Source organism: Pseudomonas sp. LP_7_YM, from assembly GCF_004364435.1.
GTDB lineage: Bacteria > Pseudomonadota > Gammaproteobacteria > Pseudomonadales > Pseudomonadaceae > Aquipseudomonas.
In genome coordinates, this window is record NZ_SOCT01000005.1 from 288,329 (window position 1) to 304,169 (window position 15,841).

The 15,841-nt window shown below is 59.8% G+C and carries 15 protein-coding genes and 1 tRNA gene; 7 read left to right on the top strand and 9 right to left on the bottom strand.

Going from position 1 to position 15,841, the window contains the following annotated elements:
* Positions 1–161: 161 nt before the first annotated feature.
* The 6 genes from EC915_RS15245 to EC915_RS15270 form a co-directional block, all read right to left on the bottom strand.
* Positions 162–722: a cytochrome b gene (locus EC915_RS15245; protein ID WP_256658743.1), complete on the bottom strand. Its 561-nt coding sequence runs from the start codon at positions 720–722 to the stop codon at positions 162–164.
* A 91-nt stretch (positions 723–813) separates the two neighbouring features.
* Positions 814–1,305, bottom strand: coding sequence for a hypothetical protein (locus EC915_RS15250; protein WP_133751361.1), 492 nt, complete (start codon positions 1,303–1,305; stop codon positions 814–816).
* A 159-nt stretch (positions 1,306–1,464) separates the two neighbouring features.
* Positions 1,465–1,540, bottom strand: a tRNA-Phe gene (locus EC915_RS15255).
* A gap of 102 nt (positions 1,541–1,642) precedes the next feature.
* Positions 1,643–1,915, bottom strand: coding sequence for an oxidative damage protection protein (locus EC915_RS15260; protein WP_133751362.1), 273 nt, complete (start codon positions 1,913–1,915; stop codon positions 1,643–1,645).
* Complete coding sequence (gene mutY / locus EC915_RS15265; RefSeq protein ID WP_133751363.1) at positions 1,912–2,979, bottom strand: A/G-specific adenine glycosylase; 1,068 nt, start codon at positions 2,977–2,979, stop codon at positions 1,912–1,914. Before mutY ends, EC915_RS15260 begins: the two co-directional genes overlap by 4 nt.
* Before the next feature lie 162 nt (positions 2,980–3,141).
* Positions 3,142–5,370 carry an AsmA family protein gene (locus EC915_RS15270; protein ID WP_133751364.1) on the bottom strand — a complete coding sequence of 743 codons (2,229 nt, stop codon included), beginning with the start codon at positions 5,368–5,370 and terminating at the stop codon, positions 3,142–3,144.
* A gap of 388 nt (positions 5,371–5,758) precedes the next feature.
* Between EC915_RS15270 and EC915_RS15275 the strand changes: the two genes are divergently transcribed.
* From EC915_RS15275 to EC915_RS15305, 7 genes are all read left to right on the top strand, one after another.
* Positions 5,759–7,420 carry an OFA family MFS transporter gene (locus EC915_RS15275; RefSeq protein ID WP_133751365.1) on the top strand — a complete coding sequence of 554 codons (1,662 nt, stop codon included), beginning with the start codon at positions 5,759–5,761 and terminating at the stop codon, positions 7,418–7,420.
* A gap of 288 nt (positions 7,421–7,708) precedes the next feature.
* On the top strand, positions 7,709–8,302 hold the full coding sequence (gene hisB, locus EC915_RS15280; protein WP_133751366.1) for an imidazoleglycerol-phosphate dehydratase HisB: 594 nt from the start codon (positions 7,709–7,711) through the stop codon (positions 8,300–8,302).
* Positions 8,302–8,940, top strand: coding sequence for an imidazole glycerol phosphate synthase subunit HisH (gene hisH / locus EC915_RS15285; RefSeq protein ID WP_133751367.1), 639 nt, complete (start codon positions 8,302–8,304; stop codon positions 8,938–8,940). Before hisB ends, hisH begins: the two co-directional genes overlap by 1 nt.
* Positions 8,940–9,197: a DUF2164 domain-containing protein gene (locus tag EC915_RS15290; protein ID WP_133751368.1), complete on the top strand. Its 258-nt coding sequence runs from the start codon at positions 8,940–8,942 to the stop codon at positions 9,195–9,197. The genes hisH and EC915_RS15290 overlap by 1 nt, the downstream gene beginning before the upstream one ends.
* A gap of 96 nt (positions 9,198–9,293) precedes the next feature.
* Positions 9,294–10,031: a 1-(5-phosphoribosyl)-5-[(5-phosphoribosylamino)methylideneamino]imidazole-4-carboxamide isomerase gene (gene hisA, locus EC915_RS15295; protein WP_133751369.1), complete on the top strand. Its 738-nt coding sequence runs from the start codon at positions 9,294–9,296 to the stop codon at positions 10,029–10,031.
* Between the two features lie 150 nt (positions 10,032–10,181).
* Positions 10,182–10,952, top strand: coding sequence for an imidazole glycerol phosphate synthase subunit HisF (hisF, locus tag EC915_RS15300; RefSeq protein WP_133751370.1), 771 nt, complete (start codon positions 10,182–10,184; stop codon positions 10,950–10,952).
* A gap of 412 nt (positions 10,953–11,364) precedes the next feature.
* Positions 11,365–12,120 (top strand): ABC transporter substrate-binding protein, encoded by a 756-nt coding sequence (locus EC915_RS15305; protein ID WP_133751371.1) that lies wholly within the window; start codon positions 11,365–11,367, stop codon positions 12,118–12,120.
* Between the two features lie 188 nt (positions 12,121–12,308).
* Here EC915_RS15305 and EC915_RS15310 read toward each other — a convergent pair whose 3' ends face one another.
* The 3 genes from EC915_RS15310 to EC915_RS15320 are packed head-to-tail and all read right to left on the bottom strand — an operon-like array spanning position 12,309 to position 15,798.
* Positions 12,309–13,079 carry a divergent polysaccharide deacetylase family protein gene (locus EC915_RS15310; RefSeq protein WP_372237906.1) on the bottom strand — a complete coding sequence of 257 codons (771 nt, stop codon included), beginning with the start codon at positions 13,077–13,079 and terminating at the stop codon, positions 12,309–12,311.
* A 43-nt stretch (positions 13,080–13,122) separates the two neighbouring features.
* Complete coding sequence (locus EC915_RS15315; protein WP_133751373.1) at positions 13,123–14,454, bottom strand: S41 family peptidase; 1,332 nt, start codon at positions 14,452–14,454, stop codon at positions 13,123–13,125.
* A 30-nt stretch (positions 14,455–14,484) separates the two neighbouring features.
* Complete coding sequence (locus EC915_RS15320; protein ID WP_133751374.1) at positions 14,485–15,798, bottom strand: murein hydrolase activator EnvC; 1,314 nt, start codon at positions 15,796–15,798, stop codon at positions 14,485–14,487.
* Between the last annotated feature and the right edge of the window lie 43 nt (positions 15,799–15,841).

Here is a 15,841-nt window from a genome sequence, read left to right on the forward strand (position 1 = left end):
AGGCCATAAGATCGGCGCTCGCCCTCTACTGCGCCGCGTTCTTTCTGATGCCGCTATACCTAAGCGATTTGTCCGGCGCTCCGGCAGCACCCGCTGATAGCCGTGGCGCGGCGTTATGACAGTGCCGTCTATCAGGCAGCCCAGGCATGCATCGTCCAGCATTAACGAGCGATATTTTTTACTTTCATCCTCCCCAACACCGATCTCCCCTGCATCTGATGCATCAATACCGCCGCCAGGTGCAACGTCACCAATCCCGCCAGAATCGCGCACAGCACGTGATGCAAGTCGTGCAGGCGCATGAGTAGCATTTCCGAGTGGACGAGCTGTGGCAGCGGTATAACGGCAAGCAGCGTGACGGGATGGCTCATCATCAGCACCCCAGTGACCAAAACCCCTGAAACCACTGCGTACATCGCCTTGTGCGTCGCGCTGGCGAGCCGCTTGTGTGGGTTGTCGTGCGCGCGCTGAGGGCCGCTCTTGATGGCCAGCCACAGGCGCCAGGCGAAAAGCGGGATGAAGAGGCTGGTCACTTGCGGGTTGATCGACTCCACCCATTGGCGAAAAGGGTGCGTCGGATCCATTAGCACCACACCGAAACCGCTGAGGGTTGCCCAGAGGATGACCGCTGCAGACAGCCAGTGCAGGACAATTCGAGGTTTGGAGTAAGTGCTCGCTTCGTCGATGGATGTTGCCGACGAAGGGGGAGGGAGATGGGTCAAAACGGCCAGCCTTTATTGAGAAGGAGTTGCATTCTCGTGCTGGCGCAAAGCTACCGTCTTGACCGGGGTCATGCAAATTAAAAAAGGCGGATCAACGACGACCTGCGTCGCGAGCGTTTTTCCTTTGCAGGATATCGGAGGCCTCGTTGTAGGCATCCTGGAAGGTGTCGCTGCCAAGCCACTCAACGGTGTCGTCTTCTTCTTCGTTATGGAAGATGCCGCGATAGGTGATCAACAAGGCCATCAAAAAATCAGTAGCCGGGTCTTCTTCTTCCTCTGCAATCACCATTTCCAGCACCGGGAATTGCAGGAAGACCACGCACATCGCCAGCAGGCTGATCGCTTCAGCTTTTTTCATTGCCTCAAACAGGTCATCGTAGTCGGCGGGCTCGAAGCCGTTGTCCATGATGTCACGGAAGTCGAACGTGCTGAGGTCAATCGCGATATCGTCAAACGGCTCGTTAACGAATGCATGATTGAGCACCGGATGCACCACGCTCGGCTTGCCCTTGCCCGAACGGTTCTGCTTGGCCTTGGCTTTGGCGCGCTGGGCACGTTTTTGCTGTTTGTCTGGAGAGGCCATGCGAGGCGGTCCTTTTTTGTAGGCAAGTGTTGTATTGCAAGCGGCTATTGAATCGCAGCTGTCAGGATTTACCAAGGGTGGTCGGAAAATTGCCCCGAAAAAAATCACGCCCAATAAAAAACCCCTGAATCTTTCGATGCAGGGGTTTTTCGGTATTAGTGGTGCCCAGAGACGGAATCGAACCGCCGACACGGGGATTTTCAATCCCCTGCTCTACCGACTGAGCTATCTGGGCAACGGGGCGAATTAGACGTGTTTTTCAGAAGGTCGTCAAGCGTGAGTTTGAAAAAAATTTGAATTATTTCCTCCGCTTACGCTTAACACCGCCAGAAAAGGGTCATTCGGACGGCGGAACGTAGCCTTCGGCCTTGGCGTACTCTTCGCCCGAGAGGTACTTGTCCATCTCGGCCTGCAGGAACTTGCGGTCTTCGGCATTCATCATGTTCAGGCGACGCTCGTTGATCAGCAGGGTCTGGTGCTTCTGCCAGTCCGCCCAGGCTTTTTGCGAAACATGGTTATAAACGTCTTCGCCCTTGGTGCCCGGATAGGGTGGGCGCTCCAGGCCTGGCAGTTCTTCTTTGTACTTGCGGCACATTACAGTGCGGGTCATGACGGCTCTCCTGCATTCAATACGTCGGCTGCATTCTTGAGCAGCTTCTTCACCGGGGCGGCAAGGCCCAGGCGCGGCGGGGTGGCGAGGTTATACCAGAGCCAGTCGTCCTCGGCCACGTGATGGGCCGACTCCTCGACCCGGACCAACCACGGCTCGATGGTCAGTTGAAAGTGGCTGAAGGTGTGGACAAGTTCAGGCATCGCTTGGTGCTCACCCAGCTTCAGTGCGTGCTGATCGGCCAGATGCTGCATGTCGCCGAATTCGTCCAGCTGCGGCAGGCTCCACAGCCCGCCCCACAAACCCGTCGAAGGACGGCGATAAAGCAGAATGTCGCCTTCATGGTTGGCGAAGATCGGCATCAGCGTGCGTTTCTGCGGGACAGTCTTGCGTGGCTTGGGAATCGGGTAACGGGTTTCCTGGCCGAGCATGTGCGCCTCGCAGCCGCGCTCCAGCGGACACAATAGACAGCTGGGCCTGCTGCGGGTGCAGAGCGTGGCGCCCAGGTCCATCATCGCTTGCGTGTAATGATTGACCCGGCTGTAGGGCGTCAAGCGCTCTGCGGTTGCCCACATCTGCTTGGCTACCTTGGGTTCACCCGGATACCCCTCTTGCGCGGTAAAGCGCGCCAGAACGCGTTTGACGTTGCCGTCGAGGATCGGCGCACGCAGGCCCATGCTGATGCTGGCGATTGCGCCGGCGGTGGACAGGCCGATACCGGGCAGTTCGGTGAGCTTTTCCACGTCGCGAGGAAATGCGCCGCTGTGCTCGGCGACGACGATTTTCGCAGCCTTCTGCAGGTTGCGGGCGCGGGTGTAATAGCCCAGGCCGGTCCACAGGTGCAGCACTTCATCCTCGGGAGCGTCGGCCAGGGCCTGAACCGTGGGCAAGGCTTCCATGAAACGGTCGAAATAGCCCAGCACCGTGCTGACCTGGGTTTGCTGCAGCATGATTTCCGACACCCAGACCCGGTAGGGTGTGATGTCGTGTTGCCACGGAAGATCGTGGCGGCCGTGACGGTCATACCAGTCAAGGACGGCGGTGGAGAACTGCTCGGGTTGCATCGTGATTCCGGATTGTCAGAGAAGACGCATCTATGTGTAGGAGCCCGGAACTGGGGGAGCGAATTCGTTCGCAAAGCCATGGTACGGACGACGATGATTTATCGATCGTACGGGCTGTTCGTGAATGAGCTCGTCCCACAGGGGATCGACGGGCTGCCAATTTTACCGTTTGAACAGTCCCTTGATTGCATCCTTGAGCTCGGGACTGACCTTGTTCCCCAGCTTTTCGTCGATCTTGTCGCCAATGCGATCAGTCGCGAGCTTGGCGGCGACTTTGCCTATGCCTTCGTTGTCCAGGCGGCAGGCCTTGGCGCCCAGCTCCAGCGGCCCGCGGCAGAGGATCGGCCATTCGATGCCGACGAAGCGCGGGTTCACCTGGCAGGCCGGGTCCGGCATGTCGCTCTTGTCGCCTTCGATGATCACGCCGACACGGTAGTTCATCCCCATCACCCGCAGGTCGATGTCGCCATCGCCGTTGACGGTAAGGCCCGGCGTGCGGACTTTCAGGTCCGGGTTGCTGGCCACGCCGTTACGGAACACCAGATTGCCGTTGAGCTGCTGGAATGGCGTGTCCTTGCCGCGTGGATCACCGCTAAGGGTCTTGCGGTTGAGCACCGAAATACCACGGCACAATTGCTGCTCGAGGTTAGCATTGACCAATACGCCGTCAGTCAGCGTAAAGCCGGTCGTGCCGTTGAGGCTTTCCACCAGGGCCTTCTGGCTGTTGCCCTTTGCCGTGACGTCGCTGTTCAGCGTCAGCAGGCCACGCACCGGCGGGGTCGTGCCCTGGCTCTGGATGAAGCGTTCGACCGGGACTCTGGCAATGCGCGTCTGCACGCTGGCAAGCGGGGTGTCCGGACGTACGTCGAGGTTGCCTTTGACTTCGAAGTTGCCGTTGTAGAGGTCGCCACGCAGGCTGTCGAGTTTGACCAGGCCATCCAGCGCTGAGGTTTTCAGAGCGGCATTCTGGATGGGCAATTTCTCCACGGTCAGCTTGCCGAAGCTCAGATCAGCGTCGACGTCGAGCGTGCGCATGCGCTCCAGCGGCAGCAGTTTCGCATCGCTCCAGGCGCCTTGCGTGGGCTGCATCGGCAATGGCGAAGTATCTGCTGCGGCCAGGGCGTCGGCTTCAGTGCTTTGCACTTCGGTTTTACGCGCAGCGCCAGCGGCCTTCGCCTGATCGCTCTGTGGTGGGCGATAACGGTCCGCGTCGAAGGTGTCGGCCTTGAGTTGCAGGCGCAGTGACTGCTTGGCGAAGTCTTCCACGGCCACGCGTCCGGTGAAGGTGCTGTCGTCGACTCTCAACGTCAGATCATCCAGCGAGACGCTGTTTTGCGTGGCCGCGATACGACTGACCATCTCCAGCCGGGTCAGGCTGTTATCGCCCAGGGGCGGCGCGGTCTGGCCGATGCTGTCGAGGAATTCACGCACGTTGAACTGCGCGATGGAAATGCCGCCGCTGAGCTGCGGCGCCGTGTCCAGATCGCGGACATGCAGTTCGCCAAGTGCACGCAGTTGGTTGGCGGACAGCTTGAGGTTGGTCCATTCGGCGACATTGGCCGACAGGTCTGCCAGCAACTGACCTTGCATCGAGAACGTCAGCGTCTTGCCCTGTAACGGGTCGCCTGCCGCTTCGCCCGAAAAGCGCATGTCGTCGAGCTGGTAACGCTTGAGTGCGCGGTCGAAGCGCAGCTTGCCGGTGAGTTCGGTCTTGGTGCGCACCACCGGTTGATTGGTGCTGAGGAATGCCGTCAGCTTGATCGGGATATCGGTCGCGTTATGCACCGGGCCGGTGCTCAGTTGAATGCTCTCGGCGGTGAATTGCCGGGCTTTCTGCATATCGTTGAAGTCAACGCGAGCGTTGTTCACGGTCAGGCTGTCGATGTCCAGCTTGAGCGGTTGCCAGGTTTTTTCAGATGGCGCGGGCGCAGGTTCGGCAGGGGGCTGTGCTGCAGCCAGCGGCTGGGTCGGACTGGCCGCGGTGGCCGGCGTCTTGCCGATGTCTTCCCAGTTACCGTGGCCGTTTTCATCGCGGGTCAGCATCAGTTTCAGGCCTTCGACACGTATGTCGCTCATCTGCACTTCCTTGCGCAGCAGCGGTAATACGCGAACCGAAAGACCGAGCATCTGCAGGTCGGCAAAAGGTTTGCTCGGCTCGGTCAGCGTGGCGATGCTTGCGTCGTGCAGCTCAAGGCCCAGCCAGGGGAACAAACTCCAGCCGATGTCGCCGTTGAGGGTCAGTTCGACATGAGCCCGATCGCGAACCAGTTTACGAATCTCGTCTTTGTAGTCGTTGGGATCAAACAGATGGGTCAAGGCAAAGCCGAGAGCCACGATGATCAGCAACAGCCCGAGAATGAATAGTCCCAGGATTTTGCCGAACGCTTTCATGGGCGAGTCCTTGTGTCGAGTCGTTCAAAATTTAGCCCGCAAGTATAGCGTTCTCAAGCAGGCGCCGGGCTGCGATCGGCCCTGCGAGCTGTACTGGGGAATGTACGCAAAAAACAACGCAGCGGGAAATCGCTGTCGATGCAGTGGCTGGCGCAATGCGTGTGCGGATTCAGGCGATGACAAACGGTACAAAAAAGGTAATAGCAAAATGCTTTATGTGATGGCGGCAAATGCTAATCTCTCGCCGGTCGCAGGTCACACTGCGTCGAATTGTCACGTTTAGAGACTTTCCGCCGATAAAACGCCCGATGCTTGCGTGCATTAAGAGGGGTGGCGGATCGATGTCGCTGTTCTTGCGGGACACAACTACAACCAGGGGCAAAAAATAATGACTTCGAGCACTGCTCTGGGCGGCTCTGCCGCTCAGCCTGCGTTCTTGTCCAAAGAGCGCATTATCGCCAAGCGTGGTTTCAATCGCTGGCTGGTTCCTCCGGCCGCGTTGGCCATTCATCTGTGTATAGGCATGGCCTATGGCTTCTCGGTGTTCTGGCTGCCGTTGTCAAAGGCAATCGGCATCAAGACCGCAGTTGCCTGCCCGGCTGACATGGGCTTCTTCGAGCAGGTCTTTTCTTCCAGTTGTGACTGGCCGATCTCCATGCTCGGCTGGATCTACACCCTGTTCTTCATCTTCCTGGGATGTTCGGCGGCCATTTGGGGTGGCTGGCTGGAACATGCAGGCCCGCGCAAGGCCGGTGTGGTCTCGGCGTTGTGCTGGTGTGGCGGACTACTGATCTCGGCGCTGGGCATCTACACCCACCAGATCTGGATGATGTGGATCGGTTCGGGCGTGATCGGCGGTATCGGCCTGGGGCTGGGTTACATCTCCCCGGTATCGACCCTGATCAAGTGGTTCCCGGACAAGCGCGGCATGGCGACCGGTATGGCGATCATGGGCTTCGGCGGCGGGGCCATGGTGGGTGCTCCACTGGCGACCGCGCTGATGAGCCACTTCGCCACGCCATACAGCGTCGGCGTGTGGCAGAGCTTCGTAGCGATGGCCGTGATCTATTTCATCTTCATGATCGGTGGGGCCTTGTCCTACCGCGTTCCGCCTACCGGCTGGAAACCTGAAGGCTGGACCGCGCCTGCGAAGAAAACCAACAGCGCGATGATCACCCACCGCCACGTGCACGTCAGCGTTGCGTGGAAAACCCCGCAGTTCCGTCTGGTATGGCTGGTGCTGTGCCTGAACGTTTCGGCCGGTATCGGCATCCTCGGCATGGCCTCGCCGCTGCTGCAGGAAGTGTTCGGCGGCAAGCTGTTGGGCACCGATCAGGGCTTCTCGCAACTGGATGCCTCGCAACTGGCGGCCATTGCGGCCATTGCTGCGGGCTTCACCGGCCTGTTGAGCCTGTTCAACATCGGCGGCCGCTTCTTCTGGGCCTCGTTCTCCGACTACATCGGTCGCAAAACCACCTACTTCGTGTTCTTCGCGCTGGGCTTTTTGCTCTACGCCTCGGTGCCGACGTTGGGGCATCTGGGCAGCGTTGCGCTGTTCGTGGCGGTGTTCTGTGTGGTGCTGTCGATGTACGGCGGCGGTTTTGCCACCGTTCCGGCGTACCTGGCGGACCTGTTCGGCACGCAGATGGTCGGCGCGATCCACGGTCGTCTGCTGACCGCCTGGGCAGCGGCGGGCGTGCTGGGCCCGGTGCTGGTGAACTACCTGCGTGAGTATCAATTGAGTCACGGCGTTGCGCGCGCCGATGCTTACGACATCACGCTGTACATTCTCGCGGGGCTGCTGGTCCTGGGCTTCATCTGCAACATGTTGGTGCGCCCGGTGGCCGACAAGTACTTCATGAGCGAGGAGCAACTGAAGGCTGAGCAAGCTATCGGCCACGATGCGGGCGCCGACCACACCACGTCGCTTGAGTGGAAAGCCGATTCGGGCACCAAGCCGATGGTGATTCTGGCCTGGCTTGCGGTAGGCATTCCGTTGGCGTGGGGCGTGTGGGTCACGCTGCAGAAAACCGCGGTGCTGTTTCACTAAGCCGCTGATCCGGGCCTGAGTATCTTCAGGCTGATGCAAAACCTGTGGGAGCGAGCTTGCTCGCGAAGGCGGTCTTACAGTCAGCAGAGATGTTGAATGTAAGACCTCTTTGCGAACAAGCCCGCTCCCACCGTTGTTTTGGGTCTGGTTACCTTTGCATGTATGCACATGTCTATCGCGCGCAGCGCGGTATTCAGCCCGTCACTGATATCACCCTTCGTGTTTCTGTTTCCCCGCCACACGCCTATAATGGCCGCCTTTTCGCCCAATGATTTTGCGGAGCTGGTGATGGCCGAACGTAAGGCGTTCGTCGAGCGCGACACCCTGGAAACCCAGATCAAAGCCTCGATCAACCTGGATGGCACCGGAAAGGCCCGATTCGATATCGGCGTGCCTTTTCTTGAACACATGCTCGATCAGATCGCCCGTCACGGGTTGATCGATCTGGACATCGAAAGCAAGGGCGACCTGCATATCGACGATCACCACACCGTGGAAGACGTCGGTATCACCCTGGGTCAGGCCTTCAGCAAAGCCATTGGCGATAAGAAAGGCATCCGTCGCTACGGTCACGCCTACGTCCCGCTGGATGAAGCACTGTCGCGTGTGGTCATCGATTTCTCCGGGCGCCCTGGTTTGCAAATGCATGTGCCCTACACCCGCGCCAGTGTCGGCGGCTTCGACGTGGACCTGTTCCAGGAGTTCTTTCAGGGCTTCGTCAACCACGCGAACGTGACGCTGCACATCGACAACCTGCGTGGCCACAACACCCACCACCAGATCGAAACCGTGTTCAAGGCATTCGGCCGCGCGCTGCGCATGGCCGTCGAGCTGGATGACCGAATGGCCGGCCAGATGCCGTCGACCAAGGGCGTGCTGTAATGCAGACCGTTGCCGTCATCGACTATGGCATGGGCAACCTGCACTCGGTGGCCAAGGCCCTCGAACACGTGGGCGCAGGGCGCGTGCTGATCACCAGCGACGCTGACGTGATCCGCGAGGCCGACCGCATCGTGTTCCCCGGCGTGGGCGCGATTCGCGATTGCATGGCAGAAATCCGTCGCCTGGGTTTCGATGTGCTGGTGCGTGAAGTCAGCAAGGACCGCCCATTTCTCGGCATCTGCGTCGGCATGCAGGCGTTGATGGATCGCAGCGAAGAGAGTGGCGGCGTCGATTGCATCGGCGTGTTCCCAGGGCAGGTGCGTTTCTTCGGCAAAAATCTTCACGAAGACGGCCAGCATCTGAAAGTCCCGCACATGGGCTGGAACGAGGTCGCGCAGCCGGCCGATCACCCGCTGTGGCACGACATTCCCGACATGGCGCGGTTCTATTTCGTGCACAGCTACTACATTGAATCGCCGAACCCGCGGCAGATCGTCGGTCGCGGCCATTATGGCCACGACTTCGCCGCTGCACTGGCGGACGGTTCGCGCTTTGCGGTGCAGTTCCACCCCGAGAAGAGCCATACACATGGCCTGCAGCTGCTGCAGAACTTCGCCGCGTGGGACGGGCGCTGGTAATGAGCAGGAAGAACAAGCCGCCGATCCTGACCCTCACTGCCGAGCAGGAAAGTGAGGCGTGCCACAAGATCAAGCGCTTCATGGAGGATCGTTTCGAGCTGGACCTGGGTTCGTTCGAAGCTGCTGAAATCCTTGAACTGTTCACGCGCGAAATGGCTCCGCACTATTACAACCGCGCGATCTTCGATGTTCAGGCGCACCTCAAAGAGCGATTCGAAAGCATCGAAAGCGATGTCTGGGCGCTCGAGAAAAATTAAAGGCAGCGCCAGGCTTCACGCTGCAAGAATGATTTACGCGTGCCTGCTTGCAGCTTATAGCTCGCAGCTTGCAGCTCTTTTGACGAAGGAAAAAGCATGCTTATTATTCCCGCTATCGACCTTAAAGACGGTGCCTGCGTGCGCCTGCGCCAGGGCCGCATGGAAGATTCCACGGTGTTCTCCGACGATCCGGTGAGCATGGCGGCCAAATGGGTCGACGGTGGTTGCCGTCGTCTGCATCTGGTGGACCTGAACGGCGCATTCGAAGGCCAGCCGGTCAACGGTGAAGTGGTTACCGCCATCGCCAAGCGCTACCCGAACCTGCCGATCCAGATCGGCGGCGGCATTCGCTCGCTGGAAACCATCGAGCACTACATCAAGGCGGGCGTGAGCTACGTGATCCTCGGCACCAAGGCGGTCAAGGAGCCTGGGTTCGTTGCCGAAGCCTGCCGCGCGTTCCCCGGCAAAGTGATCGTTGGTCTGGACGCTAAGGACGGCTTCGTCGCCACCGACGGTTGGGCCGAGGTCAGCTCGGTTCAGGTGATCGACCTGGCCAAGCGCTTCGAAGCGGACGGCGTCTCGGCCATCGTTTATACCGACATCGCCAAAGACGGCATGATGCAGGGCTGCAATGTGCCGTTCACGGCGGCCTTGGCGGCCGCGACGAAGATTCCGGTCATCGCTTCGGGCGGCATTCACAACCTGGGCGACATCAAGGCCCTGCTGGACGCCAAGGCTCCGGGCATCATCGGTGCTATTACCGGCCGCGCGATTTATGAAGGCACGCTGGATGTCGCAGAGGCTCAGGCGTTCTGCGATTCGTATAAAGGCTGATAGCGCGCCATCCCTGTAGCCGTTCGGCTTGCCGCAGTAGCGATCTCAGGGTCGCCTGCACCGGCCAGCTGGAGGGCTACAAAAAACTCGTTTCCCAATCCAAGTGTGTGTTGTTGGGCAGATTCCCAACCGTTTTCGGAGATTAGGCCCATGGCCCTCGCCAAACGCATCATCCCTTGCCTGGACGTCGACAACGGTCGCGTGGTCAAGGGCGTGAAGTTCGAGAACATCCGCGACGCAGGCGATCCGGTGGAAATCGCTCGCCGTTACGACGAGCAGGGCGCTGACGAGATCACCTTTCTCGACATCACTGCCAGCGTCGATGGCCGTGACACCACGCTGCATACCGTCGAACGCATGGCCAGCCAGGTGTTCATCCCCCTGACCGTGGGCGGCGGTGTGCGCACCGTGCAGGACATCCGCAATCTGCTCAACGCCGGCGCCGACAAGGTCTCGATCAACACGGCTGCGGTGTTCAACCCTGAGTTCGTGGGCGAGGCTGCTGCGCGCTTCGGTTCGCAGTGCATTGTTGTCGCTATCGATGCGAAGAAGGTTTCCGGCCCTGGCGAAGATCCGCGTTGGGAAATCTTCACCCACGGCGGCCGCAAACCGACCGGTCTGGACGCGGTGATGTGGGCCAAGAAAATGGAAGACCTCGGCGCTGGCGAGATTCTGCTGACCAGCATGGATCAGGACGGCATGAAGAACGGCTTCGATCTGGGCGTGACGCGTGCGATCAGCGATGCGCTGGGGATTCCGGTTATTGCGTCGGGAGGCGTGGGCAATCTGCAGCATCTGGCCGATGGCGTTCTGGAAGGCCACGCCAGTGCGGTGCTGGCGGCGAGTATCTTTCACTTCGGCGAATACACCGTGCCAGAAGCCAAGGCCTTCATGGCCAGGCAAGGGATTGTGGTTCGCTGATAGGCGGGCGCTGAACGAAAAACTGTGGGAGCGAATTCATTCGCGATTGGCCCATACCGCCGATGCCTCTTCATCGGATTTACCACCTCGCGAATGAATTCGCTCCCACAGGGATCTGCGGCGCTCAGTAGGGCAGGGCATGTGATCGCTCCCATGCGCTGCGTGGAGCGACGCGCGTGACGCTCCGCGTCAAAGGGACGCGGAGGGTCTTATTCTGCATTCCCACGCAGAGCGTGGGAACGATCATCACAGATGCACAGATGCAGGCCATGCGGCTATGGCCGCATTGATCCCCGCACTAGACGCCTGCGGGACGCCTCTGTTCTGAAAGCGACCACCCTAGCTCCCAAACTGGACAACGCCTGACGTTAACGGCACTCTCTCGCCGTCGTCAGGATCGGGTGCAAAGGATATGTTCAAAGCTATGTTTCTTGCGCTGATCAGCGTCGCCGCGTTGCTGTCAGGCTCTGTCAGAGCGGATGACGCGCCGGGCTATTCGATGGTGCTGCTGACCGAGAATTTCCCGCCTTACAACATGGCCACTGACGGTAAGAACTTCGCCCCGCAGACCCACATCACGGGTATCGCCGCCGAGATCGTCCGCGCCATGTTCAAGCGCGCCGACATTGGCTACAGCATGACGCTGCGCTTCCCCTGGGACCGTATCTACAAGCTTGCTCTGGAAAAGCCCGGTTACGGCGTGTTCGTCACCGCGCGACTGCCGGAGCGCGAGCAACTCTTCAAGTGGGTCGGCCCCATTGGCCCAGACGACTGGATCATGCTGGCGCGGTCCGACAACCCGATTAGCCTGAACACGCTGGCAGATGCCCTGCAATACAGAATCGGCGCTTACAAAGGTGACGCGATTGCCGAGCAGTTGACGCGACAAGGCCTGAACCCGATCACCGTACTCAGTGACAAGGACAACGCCAGGAAATTGCTCGAAGGTCAGATTGACCTGTGGGCCACGGGGGATCCGGCTGGCCGCTATCTCGCGCGTCAGGAAGGTATCACCGGATTGAAGACGGTCTTGCGCTTCAACAGCGCCGAGCTGTTTCTGGCCTTGAACAAAGACACGCCGGACGACGTGGTGCAGAAGCTACAAACGGCACTGGATCAACTGCGCAAGGAAGGGCTCGTCGACAATATCTTCCGCAAATACCTCTGACTCCCCCTGTTCCAGTGGGAGCAGTCCTGCCGCCAAATTGCCGCGCTGTCGTGCAGCGCCTGTGGGAGCGAATTCATTCGCTATTGGCCATACAGCCCATGCCTCTTCATCGGCTGTATTAGCACCTCGCGAATGAATTCGCTCCGACAGGAGACCGTCTCAAGTCTGTAGCTCAAGGCCGCAGCGGCCTACCGATACACCCCATTCTTCCCATGCCCGGCCATCGCCTGATTGCCGCGAATGCTGATCATGTGGCGCAGCTCAACCCATTCGATGCCTTGGGACTTGAGCTTGGGCAGTTCACGCTCCAGCACATCCATCGTCACCGGATAAGGATGGCCGATCATCACCGCCGAACCCTGTTTGTGTGCCAGCCTGATCGCGGTCTGCAATTGGCCGTTGATGGCCTCGGCGGTGCGCTCATCGTCCAGGAACACGTCCCGCGAAACACTTGCCAGGCCGATCTTCTGCGCCTCGGCGGCGGCCACGGTTTTGGCGCTGGTACGGCTGTCGACCAGGAACAGGTGACGCCGCTGCAATTCACTCACCAACCAGGTCATCGCCACAGGCTCGGCCGTCATGCGGCTTCCCATGTGATTGTTGATGCCAGCGGCGTACGGGACTTTGAGCAATGCCGCGTTCAGGCGCGATTCCAGCTCTGGGAGCGGCAATTCCGGATGCCAGGCATAGGGCCCGGTGGCAGGGTCCATGGGCATATGCAGAATCACCGTCTTGCCTGCCTTGTGCGCCTGGCGGGCGAAGTCGCAGGCGTGCGGGGTATCGGGCATGATCGCCAGCGTCACAGGCCCGGGGAGGGCCAGCGCCCGGCTGTCCTTTTCGGGGCTTTGGCCGAGATCATCGATGATCAGGCTGAGGTAAGCGACCTTCGGCGGTTTGCCGTCGCCTGTGGGAGGTTCGGCGGGCGCCGCGTGTGCGGCACCCATCAGAGCAACTGTCATCACTGCAAGGGCCTGGATGAGCCCGGTCAACCAGAGGCGCATATCAATTGCCGCGCGTAACACTCAATCCCTTGAGCAGACTGAGGGCCTGATTCAACTGGTAATCGTCGTCCTGCGGACGCGCCTTGCCAGCGGCTGGTTTGGTGGTCGGTTTGTCCGCGCCGCCGTTGCCATTGCCCAGATGGCCGAGCAGATCGGCCTCTTTGTAATTCTCGCCGTCGGCTTCGGTGGTGACCTTGGCGCGTTTGACTTCGATGTCCGGGTTGATGCCCTGCGCCTGAATCGAGCGACCGTTGGGCGTGAAGTACAGCGCAGTGGTGATCTTCAACGCGCGATCATTAGCCAGCGGCAGCACGGTCTGCACCGAACCTTTACCGAACGTGTCAGTGCCCATCAGGATGCCGCGTTTCTGATCCTGCAATGCTCCTGCGACGATCTCGGAAGCCGAGGCACTGCCGCCGTTGATCAGCACCACCAGCGGTGCGCCTTCGCTGGCGTCCGCTGGATCTGCCGAGAAGCGCAGTTCGGAGTTGGCGATACGGCCTTTGGTGTAGACGATCAAGCCTTTGGTCAGGAAGTGATCCGCCACCTCGACCGCCGCTTGCAGAACGCCGCCCGGGTTGTTGCGCAGGTCCAGGATCAGGCCGTTCATCTTCTTGCCATTGTCCTTGCGCAACTTGGCCAGCGCCTTGCCGACTTCTTCACCGGTTTTGACCTGGAACTGCGTGATGCGGATGTATCCGTAACCCGGCTCCAGCATCTGTGCTTTCACGCTCTTGACCTGAATGGTCGCCCGCGCCAGCGTCACGTCGAACGGATTACCGCCGTCGCGTACCAGCGTCAGAGTGATCTTCTCGCCCAGCTTGCCACGCATCTTGTCGACCGCTTCCTGCATGGTCTGGCCCTGGGTCGGCGTACCGTTGATCTTGACGATCAGGTCGCCTGCCTCGATGCCCGCCTTGGAGGCCGGGGTGTCATCGATAGGCGACACCACTTTGATGAAACCGTCTTCGACACCGACTTCGATGCCCAGGCCGCCGAACTCACCGCTGGTGCTTTCCTGCAGCTCCTGGAAGTCTTCCGGGCCCAGATACGCGGAATGCGGGTCGAGGTTGCTGAGCATGCCCTTGATGGCATTCTCCAGCAGCGTCTTGTCATCCACAGGCTCGACATAAGCGGCCTTGATCTTGTCCATCACCTCGGCAAAGGTGCGCAGCTCGTCCAGTGGCAGCGGCGCCTTTAGATTCGCGGCGTTGGCGGGCGTGGCTGCAACAGGCGCAGGCGCTGGGGCAGCACCGGCAGCCATGGCCTGCGGAGCACCGATAATCACGGCGATAGACAAGGCCAGCGAGGTGAGGCGGGACGAAAACAGCATGTCTTACGAACTCCTGAGTGAGGTGCCGACTTATCCTTGAGTGCGACACCATTGGGCCGGATCACTAGGGCGACCCTGCTGACGAATAGCGAAATACAATGCCGGAGTGTCCTGACCGCCACCGCTGTTGCCCACGGTGGAGATCGCCTCTCCGGCTTTAACAACGTCCCCAGCTTCCTTCAACAGACTCTGGTTGTGACCGTACAGACTCAAATAGCCGTTGCCGTGGTCGAGAATGACCAGAAGGCCTGCCCCGCGCAACCAGTCGGCGAAGACCACCCGACCGCCATGCACAGCGCGTACCTGACTGCCTGCGGCAGCGCTGATCATCACGCCATCCCACTTGGTCCGCTCGTCATCACCGCGGCTTTCACCGAAACGTGCCAACAATCGACCATCGACAGGCCAAGGAAGTTTTCCCTTTGCCTGTTCAAAAGCACCACCAAAGGACTGCCCGGTGCTGGAAACCATCGCGCCGGGCGCTTTGGTCGGTCGGTGAGGGGCTTCATCACTGTTGTCCTTGCCGCGACTTTTCGCCAGCGCTTCCTGTTGCTCACGCTGGCGCTTCTCGGCTTCCTGCTGGGCCAGCAGCGCTTTCTGACGCGCTTCCTCGGCTTCACGCGCCTGACGCGCGAGCGTTTCTTCGATGGTCTTAAGGACTTTGGTCAGATCGTTCTGATCTTGCTGACGGGCCTGTAGCTTCTGGTCGCGAGCCTTGTAGTCCTGATTCAGCTTGGCCAGTGCGACCTGACGCTCCTGGCGAACGGTATCGAGTTGGGACTTCTGGTCATCCAGCGAGCTTTTCTGCACCAGCAGCTGCGCTTGCTGCAGGTCGATGTCTTTCTCGACTTCAGCCAGCTGGCGCAGGGTTTCATTGAACGTACGCAGCTGCTCAAGGCGGGCCTTGCTCAGGTAATCGTAGTAGGTCAGGGTGCGGGCAAACTTTTCGGGGTTCTGCTGATTGAGCAGCAGCTTGAGGTATTCCTGACGGCCGCTCTGATAGGCAGCGCGGGCCTGAATTGCAATCAGCCGTTGCTGTTCAACCCGGGCGCTTTGGAGTTTTTTTTTCTCCTGGTCGAGCCGCTGAAGCTCGACTTCACTCTTTTTTAGTTCTTTTTGCAGGGCCTCCACCTGCTTTTCCAGCTTGCCCATCTCGGTTTCAGTTGTGCGCAGATCTTTCTGCACGCCGGATTTTTCTTCCTGAAGCTGGCTCAATGCCTTTTTCAGTTCAGTAATGTCCTGACGCGTGGCATCCAGCTGTTTTTGGGTTTGTGCGCGCTCATCGTCGGCAAAGGCCGGATTGAGCAGACAAATCAAAGCAAGGGCGATCAGGGCGCGGAGCATGAGGTCGGGCGATACCAGGAATAAAGACGGGGTTAGTATGCCC